Source organism: Pseudomonas sp. YH-1 (assembly GCF_051990045.1).
Classification (GTDB): Bacteria; Pseudomonadota; Gammaproteobacteria; order Pseudomonadales; family Pseudomonadaceae; genus Pseudomonas; species Pseudomonas nicosulfuronedens.
Window position 1 is genome coordinate 3,896,129 of sequence record NZ_CP178184.1, and the last position, 12,024, is coordinate 3,908,152.

Annotated in this window: 13 protein-coding genes; 9 read left to right on the top strand and 4 right to left on the bottom strand. The window is 65.3% G+C overall.

Translation table 11 applies throughout. From position 1 onward, the window contains the following. Positions 1–4: 4 nt before the first annotated feature. Genes ACKI1H_RS18035 through ACKI1H_RS18045 form a run of 3 tightly spaced genes read right to left on the bottom strand, consistent with a single transcriptional unit; the run spans position 5 to position 3,920 of the window. Positions 5–1,135, bottom strand: coding sequence for an ABC transporter permease (locus ACKI1H_RS18035; RefSeq protein ID WP_440465820.1), 1,131 nt, complete (start codon positions 1,133–1,135; stop codon positions 5–7). After that, positions 1,132–2,919, bottom strand: coding sequence for an ATP-binding cassette domain-containing protein (locus ACKI1H_RS18040; RefSeq protein ID WP_440465821.1), 1,788 nt, complete (start codon positions 2,917–2,919; stop codon positions 1,132–1,134). The genes ACKI1H_RS18035 and ACKI1H_RS18040 overlap by 4 nt, the downstream gene beginning before the upstream one ends. Beyond that, a complete protein-coding gene (locus ACKI1H_RS18045) occupies positions 2,919–3,920 on the bottom strand; it encodes an HlyD family efflux transporter periplasmic adaptor subunit (protein ID WP_440465822.1) in 1,002 nt (333 codons plus the stop codon). The genes ACKI1H_RS18040 and ACKI1H_RS18045 overlap by 1 nt, the downstream gene beginning before the upstream one ends. Before the next feature lie 265 nt (positions 3,921–4,185). Between ACKI1H_RS18045 and ACKI1H_RS18050 the strand changes: the two genes are divergently transcribed. The 5 genes from ACKI1H_RS18050 (at position 4,186) to ACKI1H_RS18070 (ending at position 8,097) form a co-directional block, all read left to right on the top strand. Further along, a complete protein-coding gene (locus ACKI1H_RS18050; protein ID WP_440465823.1) occupies positions 4,186–5,685 on the top strand; it encodes a multicopper oxidase family protein in 1,500 nt (499 codons plus the stop codon). 10 nt (positions 5,686–5,695) lie between these two features. Next, positions 5,696–6,817, top strand: a complete 1,122-nt coding sequence (locus tag ACKI1H_RS18055; protein ID WP_440465824.1) for a hypothetical protein — start codon at positions 5,696–5,698, stop codon at positions 6,815–6,817. A 2-nt stretch (positions 6,818–6,819) separates the two neighbouring features. After that, positions 6,820–7,371, top strand: a complete 552-nt coding sequence (locus ACKI1H_RS18060) for an SCO family protein (protein ID WP_440465825.1) — start codon at positions 6,820–6,822, stop codon at positions 7,369–7,371. 87 nt (positions 7,372–7,458) lie between these two features. Continuing rightward, a complete protein-coding gene (locus ACKI1H_RS18065) occupies positions 7,459–7,743 on the top strand; it encodes a hypothetical protein (protein WP_138523053.1) in 285 nt (94 codons plus the stop codon). Between the two features lie 105 nt (positions 7,744–7,848). Continuing rightward, positions 7,849–8,097: a hypothetical protein gene (locus ACKI1H_RS18070; protein ID WP_138523055.1), complete on the top strand. Its 249-nt coding sequence runs from the start codon at positions 7,849–7,851 to the stop codon at positions 8,095–8,097. A gap of 28 nt (positions 8,098–8,125) precedes the next feature. Here the strand turns inward: ACKI1H_RS18070 and ACKI1H_RS18075 are convergent, their stop codons facing one another. After that, a complete protein-coding gene (locus tag ACKI1H_RS18075; RefSeq protein ID WP_138523057.1) occupies positions 8,126–8,314 on the bottom strand; it encodes a hypothetical protein in 189 nt (62 codons plus the stop codon). A gap of 213 nt (positions 8,315–8,527) precedes the next feature. Here ACKI1H_RS18075 and ACKI1H_RS18080 point away from each other — a divergent pair, with 213 nt between their 5' ends. From ACKI1H_RS18080 to ACKI1H_RS18095, 4 genes are all read left to right on the top strand, one after another. Continuing rightward, positions 8,528–8,902 carry a DUF3302 domain-containing protein gene (locus ACKI1H_RS18080; RefSeq protein WP_440465826.1) on the top strand — a complete coding sequence of 125 codons (375 nt, stop codon included), beginning with the start codon at positions 8,528–8,530 and terminating at the stop codon, positions 8,900–8,902. 3 nt (positions 8,903–8,905) lie between these two features. Next, positions 8,906–9,865 carry an HlyD family secretion protein gene (locus ACKI1H_RS18085; RefSeq protein ID WP_138523061.1) on the top strand — a complete coding sequence of 320 codons (960 nt, stop codon included), beginning with the start codon at positions 8,906–8,908 and terminating at the stop codon, positions 9,863–9,865. 289 nt (positions 9,866–10,154) lie between these two features. Further along, positions 10,155–11,135: a quinone oxidoreductase family protein gene (locus tag ACKI1H_RS18090; RefSeq protein ID WP_138523063.1), complete on the top strand. Its 981-nt coding sequence runs from the start codon at positions 10,155–10,157 to the stop codon at positions 11,133–11,135. A gap of 10 nt (positions 11,136–11,145) precedes the next feature. Beyond that, positions 11,146–11,994: a TauD/TfdA dioxygenase family protein gene (locus ACKI1H_RS18095; protein WP_138523065.1), complete on the top strand. Its 849-nt coding sequence runs from the start codon at positions 11,146–11,148 to the stop codon at positions 11,992–11,994. Positions 11,995–12,024: the final 30 nt, after the last annotated feature.

Here is a 12,024-nt window from a genome sequence, read left to right on the forward strand (position 1 = left end):
GGAGTCAGTCCAGCCGCTTGCGCGTCACCAGCCGCGCCAGGCCCAGCAGGGCGACGGCGTAGGCGGCGAGGATGGCGCAGTTCTTGAGGATCATCGGCCAGAAGTCGCCGGCCAGGAACAGGGATTTCACCAGTTCCATGAAGTAGGTCGCCGGCAGCAGGTTGCCGATCACGCGGATGGCGGTGGGCACGTTGCGCAGGTCGAAGATGAAGCCCGAGAGCATCATCGCCGGGAGGAAGCTGGCGAGCAGGGCGATCTGGCTGGCGAGGAACTGGTTCTTGGTCACCGCCGAGATCAGCAGGCCGATGCCCAGCGCCACCAGCATGTAGAGCATGGAGGCGATCACCAGGACGATGAAGGAGCCGTAGATCGGCACGTCGAACAGGAAGCGCGCGGCGAGCAGGCACAGCGCCAGGCCGATCATGCCGATGCCGAAGCAGGGGATGATCTTCGCCAGGAGGATTTCCACCGGCCGAACTGGCGTGACGAACAGCGCTTCGAGGGTGCCGCGCTCCCATTCGCGGGCCATCACCAGGGCGGTGAGGAAGGCGCCGACCAGGGTCATGATGAGTACGATCAGCCCCGGCACCAGGTACCAGGTGCTGGTGTTGGCGGCGTTGAACCACATGCGCTGGACGATGGTGACCGCGCCAGCCTGGCTTGCCGGGCCGGAGCCACGGTCGGCCTGCTTCTCGGCGTAGCCGGCGAGGGCGCTGCTGACGTAGGTGGAAACGCTGGCGGCGCGGGTGGCATCCGAGCCCTGCACCAGCACCTGGATCTGCGCGTGGCCGTCGTTGAGGTTGCGGGTGAAGTCGGAGGGGAACTGCACCACCGCGTCCACCTCGCGAGCGCGCATCAGCTTCTCGCCTTCGGCGTAGGAACGTACGAGGTGCGGTTCCAGATACTCGGTGCGGCTGATCCCGGCGGCCACGTCGCGGGCCACGGGGGAGGGGTCGTCTAGCACGATGGCGACGATGGCGCGCTTGACGTCCAGCGACAGGCCGTAGCCGAAGATCAGGATCAGCGCGATGGGCAGGCCGATGCCGATCAGCAGGTTGCTGCGGTCGCGCACCAGTTGCCGCACTTCCTTGCGGGTAAGTGACGCGAGGCGCCGCCAGAAGCCGCCAGCGCTCATGCGGCGCCTGCCTTGGCGTGATGACGGTTGCTTTCGACTATTTCAATGAACGCCTGCTCCATGTTCAGCGTGCTGCCCTGGCCGCCGGCCTGTTCGCGTACCTGTTGCGGAGTGCCCATCGCCAGCAGCTTGCCGGCGTCCTGGATGACGATGCGGTCGCAGTACTCGGCTTCTTCCATGAAGTGGGTGGTGATGATGATGGTGGTGCCGGAGGCCGCCAGCGCCGTGATGCGCTGCCAGAAGCCACGGCGGGCCAGTGGATCGGCGCCGCTGGTGGGTTCGTCGAGGAAGAGGATTTCCGGTTCGTGGAGCAAGCCGACCGCCATCGCCAGGCGCTGCTTGAAGCCGCCGGGCAGTTGGCCGCTGGGCGAATCTTCCTGCCCGGTCAGATCAAACTGCCGGGAAACCGCGTCCATGCGCTGCTTCAGCTGTTTGCCGCCCAGGCCGTAGGCACCGCCGAAGAAGCGCAGGTTCTCCGCCACCGAGAGATTGCCGTAGAGGGAGAACTTCTGTGACACGTAGCCGACCTTGCGCCGCGCCTGGGCCCGCGCGTGGCGCAGGTTGACCCCGGCGACCTGTAGCGTGCCGCTGGTAGCCGGCAGCAGCCCGCAGAGCATGCGGAAGGTGGTGGTCTTGCCGGCGCCGTTGGGTCCGAGCAGGCCGAAGATCTCGCCGCGGTGCACGCTGAAGCTGGTGCTGGCCACGGCGGTGAAGTCGCCGAACTTGCGCACCAGGTCTTTTACTTCGATCACCGTTTCGTCGCTGTCGGCGTGGCGGTGCGTTCCGGCCTTGAGCGAATCCATGTCGACCTGCTCGGCATCGCTGCGGGCGCGCAGAAGGAACATGAAGCCGTCTTCCAGGCGCGCATCCACCTGGCGCACCGGGGCGCCGTCGAGCAGCTTGTCCAGGGCGGCCTGGTCGGCGTCGGGCTGGCGGATGAAGCGCACTTCGCCGGACTGCGGCACGGCATCGACGATGTTCTGGTGGTCGTCCAGCAGCCGGGCCTGCAGGGTGCGCGCGGGCTCGTCCGAGGGTGGCGTGGCGATGAAGCAGAGGTTGTCGGCGTGCTCGCGGATCGATGCCGGGTCGCCCTGTGCCATCAGTTGGCCCTGGTGCAGCAGGAAGACTTCGGCGCAGCGCTCGGCCTCGTCCATGTAAGAGGTGGAGACCAGCACGCTGAGCTGTTCCTGCTCGATCAGCTGCTGGATGATTTCCCACAGTTCGCGGCGCGACAGTGGGTCGACGCCGACGGTGGGCTCGTCGAGCAGCAGCAGGTCCGGCGAGCGCACCAGGGTGCAGGCGAGGCCGAGCTTCTGCTTCATGCCGCCGGAGAGCTTGCCCGCGGGGCGGTCGGTAAAACGCGCCAGGTCGGTCATCTCCAGCAGGCGCTGGTAGCGTTCCTGGCGTTCCTGGTGTGGCACGCCATGGAGGTCGGCATAGAGGTCAAGGTTTTCCTGCACGCTCAGGTCTTCGTAGAGGCCGAAGCGCTGCGGCATGTAGCTGATGCGGTCCTGCACCTGCTGCGGCTGGGCATGGACGTCCAGGTCCAGCACTGTCAACGTGCCGGAGTCGGCCTGCAGCAGCCCCGCGACCAGGCGCAGGAAGGTGGTCTTGCCGGCGCCGTCCGGGCCGACCAGGGCGGTGAGCTGGCCGCGCGGAATGTCCAGGCTGATGTCCTTGAGCGCCTGCACGGTCTTGCCTGACTCTTTCACCAGGAAGTGCTTGGCCAGGCCTGCGGCGCGGATGACCGGGCATTCGGCGTGGGTTGCCTGAACCGAGGCCATCAGCGCGGCTCGTCGGCGAAGCGCACCGTGGCCGGCATGCCCAGGCGCAGGCGGTTGTCCGGATCGGCCACCAGTACGCGTACCTCGTAGACGAGGCTGGTGCGCAGCTCCTCGGTCTGCACTGACTTGGGCGTGAATTCGGCCACCGAGGAAATGAACCCGACGTGGCCGTCGATGGCCTGGTCCGGGTGGCTGTCGGTGAACACCTGGGCTTTCATGCCGGGCTTGATCCGCCCCAGGTTGGTTTCGCTGACGTAGGCGCGAATCCATTTCGGATCGGTCAGGGCCAGCGAATACACCGGCCGCTGCGGCGATGCCATGTCGCCGGGTTCCAGCAGGCGCGAACGCACGGTGGCGTTCTGCGGCGCCTTGAGGTCGGCTTCGTCGAGGTTGTGCTGCAGCAGTGCCACGTCGGCACGGGCGGCAGCGAGCTGGGCGTCGGCCTGGGCGATGTCCTCCGCGCGCGGGCCGATCTGGGCCAGACGCAGGGACTTCTGCCGGTCTTCCAGCTCGGCCTGGGCGACTTTCTGTTGCGAGGTGGCGCTATCGATGTCCTGCTGGCTGACGGCGCGGCCTCCTGGGCTGTTGGCGCGAATGTTCTGCAGCCGGCGCAGCTGGGTGTTGGCGAGGTCGAGCTGGGCGCGGGCTGCCTTGTCCTGGGCTTTCGCCCGGTCGATGTCCTCGGGGCGCGAGCCGTTCTTCAGGCGCAGCAGATTCTGCTCCTGAGCGGCGATCTGCGCCTGGGCCTTGTCGATCTGCAAGCGCAGGGTGCGCGTGTCGAGGCTGGCCAACACGTCGCCAGCCTTGACCTGATCGCCTTCCTCGACATTCATCTTCGCGATGCGCTCGCTGCCGGTGAAGGCCAGCGACACCTGGCGAATGTCCACGTTGCCGTAGAGCACCAGGCGTTTGTCACCACCTTCGCGGGAGTGCAGGTACCACCACACTCCACCCCCCAGCAGCAGCGCCACGAGCGCTACCAGCACCAGCTTCTTCGGCATGAGCCCATCCCTGTTTCGTGACAGCCGGGTGAAGGATAGACAGTTCTGCACCGGGCACCCGGATCTGTATCAACGACGCAACGCTCTAGCGTGCGTCCTGACCGTTCGACGGAAGATTGGGACCTTGGTTTCAACTCGTTTTGCGGGTTGGCTATAACGATTCCCAGTAGCCGTCACACGCAGCGCAGTTCCGACCTTTCGGGCGACGGCTGGGGCCCTTCCCGGGCTCCGGTCCATTGCCCATCGCCACCGTACGGGGTCGACCATGTCCAGACTGCGCCTGCCGCTCGCCGCGCTGTGCCCGCTCGCTGCGTTCTTCCTGGGTGCCGCGTCCGCCGCGCCCCTCCAGCCGCCACCTGAATTCAGCTACGACGCCCAGGGCACCACGACGGCGACGCTGACCGCCGAACGCCGCGAGGTGGCGGTAGGCAACGTGCGCTACGACACCCTGGTGTTCAACGGCCAGTACGATTCGCCCCTGCTGCGGCTCAAGCCCGGCGGCACGCTGACCCTGCGCCTGGACAACCGCATGGACGACATCACCAACCTGCACTTCCACGGCATGACGGTCACGCCGCTGGACGGTGGCGACAGCATCTTTCGCGAGACCCGATCCCATGAAGTCGGTGACTATCACTTCGCGATTCCCGCCAACCACAGCCCCGGTGCGTACTGGTACCACAGCCACTTTCACGGCGGGTCGCAGTACCAGGTGTCGGCCGGGATCGCGGGGCCGATCATCGTCGACGGCATCCTCGATCCGTTCCCCGAGCTCAAGGGCATCAGGGAACGCGTGCTGGTGCTGCGCAACTTCCAGAAGACCCTGACCGGGCGTAACGCCACCGAGGTCATCACCAGCGCGCCTTCTATCCGCACCATCAACGGCCAGTTCGAACCGACCCTCGATATCCAGCCGGGCGAGACGCAGCTCTGGCATTTCATCAACATCGCCGCCAACCAGTACTTCCGCATCGCCATCGATGGCCAGTCGATGCAGGTGTTGTCCCGCGACGGCAACACGGTGACCCGGCGGGTCGATGCGAAAGAGGTGCTGATCGGCCCGTCGGCGCGCTTCAGCGTGCTGGTGGTGGGGCCGGCGGCCGGCCAGCACGACATCACCATGGGCGCCGCCAATACGGGACCGGCGGGGGATACCTATCCGGCGCAGCGGCTCGCCATCCTCAACTCCAGTGGCGCGGCGGTGGCGACGAAGCAGATCACCAGTGCGTATCCGCAGGTCGAAGACTTCCGCCAGGAGAAAGTCGCGCGGGTCCGCCAGTTCGCCTTCCAGGACTCGGACAGTGACCCCAATACCTTCTACATCAACGGCACGCGCTTCGATCCGGGCAAGGTGAATACCACGGTGAAACTGGGCGACCTGGAGGAGTGGCGGCTGTACAACCCATCCCAGGAACTGCACCAGTTCCACATCCACCAGACCGACTTCCAGGTCGTCGAGATCAACGGCAAGCCGGTGCGTTTCAGTGGCTACCGGGACAACGTGTACATCCCCGCTACCGGCTCGATCACCCTGCGCATTCCGTTCCGCGACCCGGTGATGCTCGGCAAGTTCGTCTACCACTGCCACATCCTCGAACACGAGGACGGCGGCATGATGCAGGCGATCCAGGTAGTACGCCCGGAGGATTACGAGCAGGCGGTGAAGCTCGAACCCCTGGGCGGCATCTACGGCGACAACCAGACGTGCGCCTATCTGCGTAACACCGGGCGGGACTTCGACAAGTCCAACCCGCTGGCCAAGTGAGGGCGCCGCCATGAACCCCAATCGCCTGACCCTGCCGCTGCTCGGCGCACTGCTGGCCAGTCCCGTCGCGCACGCCGACGACGGCCAGTACCCCAACGTCGGCCTGGATTACGACGCCACCTTCCAGTACGACTACACCCGCGCCGACCACTCCCAGCCCGGCGGCCGCGAGACGCTGGACGGCTACCCGGACATCAACAGCACCTTCTACTTGCGCTTCAGCCGCGACTCGCAGATTCGCTTCTCCACCGAGATCAACCCGATCGACCCGCCGAACAACGGCGAGAAGCGCTTCTTCGAAGATGTCGGCATGGTCATCAACGAGCTGGACTACTACCAGCAGTTCGACAACCAGGCTTTCGTCGTCGGCAAGTACCACGTACCCATCGGCCGCGCCATGGACCAGGCGCCGGGGCTCTATACCAGCGACTTCGTCGATACCTACGACATGGACGGCATGCTCGGCGGTACTTACTCGTACCGCTTCTTCAGCCAGAGTCTGGGCAACATCGAACCGAACCTGAGCCTGTATACCGCCGACAACTCGTACCTGGGCCGGCCGTACTTCCGCCACGGCGAGATGCTCAAGAAGGACGCCGGCGGCCCGGCCAATACCGGCAAGCTGGACTCCTACGCGGTGATGGTGAACTGGCTGGCGATCCCGGCGATTCCCTACCTGGAATTGCAGGCCGGCTACGCGCGCAGTCGCGAGGGCGACGCGGTGGAGGGGCAGGGCGAACCGGACGATGAAATCATCCGCCTGGCTTCAGCGCGCTATATCTGGGCCTTCCACGGCAATACCCTGGGGCCGACGCTGGACCGGCAATACATGGACCTGGTGCCCTTCATCGAGTACGCCGACGTCGACAACGAGGACGCCATCGCCGGCAACGACACGAAGTACCTGACCACCTCGCTGACCTTCGACTGGGGCCTGTGGGCCTTCGGCCTGACGCGCACCAACAAGAGCTACAGCCTGGGCGATACGCCCGACGACTACCTCAACGAATTCAGCGTGGTCTACAACATCACCGGGCAGCTCAAGCTGGACGTCTCCGCCGGCACCCAGAAACAGCAGGGTGAGAACTCCAACATCGTCGGCCTGGCGCTGACCTATTCGGGAGGCTATTGACCATGCGGCTCTGGATACTCTGCCTGGCCCTGCTGGCGGGTTGCGCTGGTGCAGCGACCCGCGATGATGTCGGTGGTCCGTTCAGCCTGGTCGACCAGGACGGCCAGCGGGTGACCGAGCGCAGCTACGAGGGGCGTCCGGCGCTGCTCTACTTCGGCTTCACTTCCTGCCCGGACATCTGCCCGACGGACCTCGCCAGGATGGCGCGCATCGCCCGCGCGGTGGAGCAGGAGAAGGGCGTGAAACCCCGCCCGATCTTCGTCACCCTCGATCCCGAACGCGATACGCCGCAGCAGCTCAAGGGCTATGTCGGGCACTTCGATGCGGAGTTCGTCGGCCTCACCGGAACGCCGCAGGAGATCGCCAGCATTACCGACGAGTATCACGTGTTCTACAAGAAGGTACCCACTGGCGACAGGCCCGGTGACTACACGGTCGATCACTCCACCTTCCTGTTCCTGCTGGACAGGGAGGGCGGTTATCTCGACCACTTCGGCCGGGGACTGAAGGAGGAGGAGATCGTCGAGCGTGTCGCGCAGAAACTGAGTCAGTGAGTACGGGTTGGCACTTTCGCCTGTCACGTCGCTGAGGCTCTGCGACGCTTGTTAGCGTGACGGATCACCCCCGCTGGAGAATCTGTCATGAACGATGAAGTCGAGAACCTGCAAGCCGTTCGCCAGTCCCCCTGGTTCCGCCGTGCGCGATGGATGCAAGGGTTCGGGCTGGTCATGTTCATCGTGGCCGTGTCGCTGGCTCTCTTCACCGATTTCACCGAACACCCGCGAGGCATCACTGCCATCGCCATACTGGGAGCGCTGGGGCTTCTGTCGCTGGTGCCGGCACGGTTCATCCTCACCGTTTACCTGATGAGCCCCGCAGACAAGAAGCGAGCGGGCGACCAGGCGAACCGCAGGCCATTTTCGTGATGCCATGTCGGCGGATCGGCCCGCTGGCGAGCGTTTCGTCAGCTATCGCTCCGTCCGCCGGATTGCCTGATAGCGTGGAAGAACACCTCTCGCGGAGATTGCAAAATGGACAACGAGAGCAACTTCCTGAGCCATCAGCGCTCATCCTGGCACCTGCGCGCCTTGCGGATGCAGTGGTTCGGTGTGGTATTGCTGTTCCTCGCCGCGGCCCTCGCGGCGCTGACCGATTTCCTCGACCAGGGTGGCGGCGTGGCGATCCTCATCGTCTTCGCCGTGGTTGGCTTGCTGGCCCTGCTGGTGGCGCGGTTGATCCTGCTGAGCCCGGCGGGCAGGCTCCGTACTCGGCACCCGTGAGATTTCGCTGCGGCGAAGAACGCTTGCCCTAGCGCCGCGGGATGGACTGCACCTGTGGCTGGATCTGTTGCTGCGGAATGCGCTGGTAGCCCATTTGACCCTCGTCCATGGGCGGCGGGGGTGGCGCGTCCGGGTGGCGATTGTGAGTACCGCAGGATGAGCCGCCGAGCAGCACGGCCAGTGCGACGATCAGCAGCAGAAAAGTGGACTTGCCCATGGCATGTCTCCTGGATGATCCCTCCCACGAGTGAAAGCGAAAACCCGGTGTTGGAGGGCCCGGCCTGACGAATGGGGCGTCTGCGGCATTTGGTATCTGGCGATTGTGCGAAACCGCGCCGTGCGGCCCTCTCGCCGCTCGTGCAGAACGCCGGGGCTCATCCATACTCAAGCCATTCGCCCTGGCGCTGGGCCAGGTGGCAAGGAGGGCGGGATGCTCGACTACGTTGCTTTGGGAATACTGATTTTTGCCGCGGTGGTGCTGTTCTACGGCATCATCGTGCTGCACGACATTCCCTATGAGATCGCGGTGCACCGCGATCACCCCCATCAGGACGCGATCCACGCGGCCGGATGGGTGAGTCTTTTCACCCTGCACGCACTCTGGCCGTTCCTCTGGATCTGGGCCATGTTGTACCGCAAGGACCGTGGCTGGGGATTCCACCACGGCCGAACACCGCAAGCCGAGGCGGAGTATCTCGAAGGACAACTGGCGGAATTGCGCCAGCGTCTGGAAGTACTGGAAGGCAGAGCGACCGGCGCCGACACGGCGCCGCCTGTACCGAAACAGCCGGGCGGGGAGGGCTGAAGCATGGATTTGTTGCTGATCCTGACCTACACCGCCATCTGCATTGCCATCTTCAAGATCTTCCGCATCCCGCTGAACAAGTGGACAGTCCCAACCGCCGTGCTCGGCGGTGTGGTACTGATCGGTGCGCTGATCTTCACCATGAACTACAACCACCCGTATTCCGAAGTGGCGCGTACCTATTTCGTCACCACGCCAGTGATTCCGGTAGTAACCGGGCAGGTCATCGAAGTACCGGTGAAGAGTAACGAGCTGATCGAGAAGGGTGCCGTGCTCTTCCGCCTTGATCCCAAACCGTTCCAGCTGAAACTGGACTCGATCAAGGCGCAACTGGTGTCGGCGCGCGCCGACCAGTCTCGCGCCCGCGAACTGGCCTTGCGCAACGTGGGCAACAAGCGCGACGTCGATCTGACCACCGCGCGGGTCGATGACCTGAACGCACAACTGGGGCTGGCCCAGTTCAACCTCGACAACTCGGTGGTGCGTGCTCCGTCCCGAGGCTTCGTCACCCACGTTTCGCTGCGCCCGGGCATGATGGCGACACGCCTGCCGCTGCGTCCCTCGATGGTCTTCGTGCCGGACGAGGGCCAGTACTTCGTTGCCTGGATGCGCCAGAACAGCCAGCTGCGCCTCACCGCCGGGGACGAAGCGGAGATTGCCTTCGACGGCATTCCCGGCAAGGTCTTCAGTGGCAAGGTCAAGCAGGTCATCGGTGTGATCGGTGAAGGCCAGGTACAGCCCTCCGGCACCCTGCTCAGCTACACCGGCTCACCGCCGGCTGGCCGTGTGCCGGTGTTCATCGAGATCACCGACCCCGACTACGCCCAGTACGCCACCCTGATGCCCGGCGGCTCCTACGGCCAGGCGGCGCTGTACAGCCAGCATTTCCACCACGTGGCGATCATGCGCAAGATCCTCCTGCGCATGGCGGCCTGGATGAACTACATCTTCCCGTTCCACTGATCCATCCCCGCGCTGCGGCCGCCCGGCCGCAGCCGTTCCCCCCAGAATGGCCCCCCTGTAGGAGCGAGCTTGCTCGCGAATCGCTTTGCGCCTGTGCCGCCGGTGAACACTGTTCGCGAGCAAGCTCGCTCCTACGAAAATCGGGCGCGTGCTGCCTGTCATGAAATGAAAAGCCCCTGTCGCACGATGTGAAGCTTCCTGCCCGGCCCCTGCCTATTGTCCGCTCAAAGGGCGCTTGCCTGCTCCAAACGGGGCGCCCACGACAACAAGACAACTGGAGATTCCGGCCATGGCCAAAGCCGTTCGTTTCTATGAAACAGGGGGACCCGAAGTCCTGCGTTACGAGGACGTGGAGGTCGGCGAGCCCGGCCCGGGGCAAGTGCGCATCCGCCATGTGGCGGTGGGCCTGAACTACGCCGATACCTACTTCCGCAATGGCACCTACGCCGTCCCGCTGCCCAGCGGCATGGGCGTGGAGGCCGCCGGTGTGGTGGTCGCGGTGGGCGAGGGTGTGAACAACGTCGTGCCCGGTGACCGCGTAACCTACACCGGCTTCATCAACACCCTCGGCGCCTACAGCACCGAGCGCCTGGTACCGGCGGCGCCGCTGATCCGCCTGCCGGAGAACATCGCCTTCGAGACCGCTGCCGCCATGACCATGCGCGGTCTGACCTCGGCCTACCTGCTGCGGCGCATCCATGACTTCAAGCCGGGCCAGAGCATCCTGCTGCATGCTGCCGCCGGCGGTGTCGGGCTGATCGTCGCGCAGTGGGCAAAGCTGCTCGGCCTGCGGGTGATCGGTACGGTTTCCAGCGACGCCAAGGCCGAGATCGCCTTCGCCCACGGTTGTGAGCACGTCATCAACTACAGCCGCGAAGGCGTGGCCGAGCGGGTGCGCGAACTGACTGATGGCCGTGGCGTGGACGTGGTCTTCGACAGTGTCGGCAAGGACACCTTCATGACCTCCCTGGAGTCGCTCAAGCGCCGAGGCCTGATGGTCTGCGTCGGCACCGCCTCTGGCCCGATCCCGCCGTTCGATCCGGTGCTGCTGGCGATGAAAGGCTCGATCTTCCTCACCCGTCCGGCCCTCGCCGACTACATCGCCGACCCGGCGGAGAAGGCGGCGCTGCTGGACGAACTGTTCACCCACGTGGGCAACGGCGACATCCGCATCGAGATCAACCAGCACTACGCGCTGGAGGATGCCGTGCAAGCCCACCGCGACCTCGAGTCGCGCAAGACCACCGGCTCGTCGATCTTCGTCATCTGAGGGCGCCGCCATGCACGTAGAACGTCTGACCTGCAGCATCGGCGCCGAGATATCCGGGGTGAACCTGGGTGACGCCTCCCGCGATGAAGGGCTGTTCGCCGAGCTGCGCGAGTTGCTGCTCAAGCACAAGGTGCTGTTCCTGCGCGACCAGGACATCACCCGTGCCGAGCACGTCGCCTTCGCCCATCGCTTCGGCGAGCTGGAGGACCACCCGGTGGCCGGCAGCGATCCGGAGCACCCGGGCCTGGTGCGGATCTACAAGACTCCGGACCTGCCCAACGACCGCTACGAGAACGCCTGGCACACTGACGCCACCTGGCGCGAGGTGCCGCCAATGGGCTGCGTCCTGCGCTGCGTGGAGTGCCCGCCGGTGGGCGGAGACACCATGTGGGCGAACATGGCGCTGGCCTACGAGATGCTGCCGGCCGAGATCAAGGAGCGCATCGCCAACCTGCGCGCACGCCACAGCATCGAGGCCAGCTTCGGCGCGGCGATGCCCATCGACAAGCGCCTGGCGCTCAAGGCCCTGTACCCCGACGCCGAGCACCCAGTGGTACGCACCCACCCGGAGACCGGCGAGAAGGTGCTGTTCGTCAACGCCTTCACCACCCACTTCAGCAACTACCACACCCCGCAGAACGTGCGTTTCGGCCAGGACGCCAACCCGGGTGCCTCGGACCTGCTGCGCTACCTGGTGAGCCAGGTGTACATCCCCGAGTTCCAGGTGCGCTGGCGCTGGCGCAAGAACGATGTGGCGATCTGGGACAACCGCTGTACCCAGCACTACGCGGTGATGGACTACCCACCCTGCACGCGCCGCATGGAGCGTGCCGGGATCATCGGCGACAAGCCGTTCTGAGTCTCGAAACAAGCCCCCTACAAGAACAAT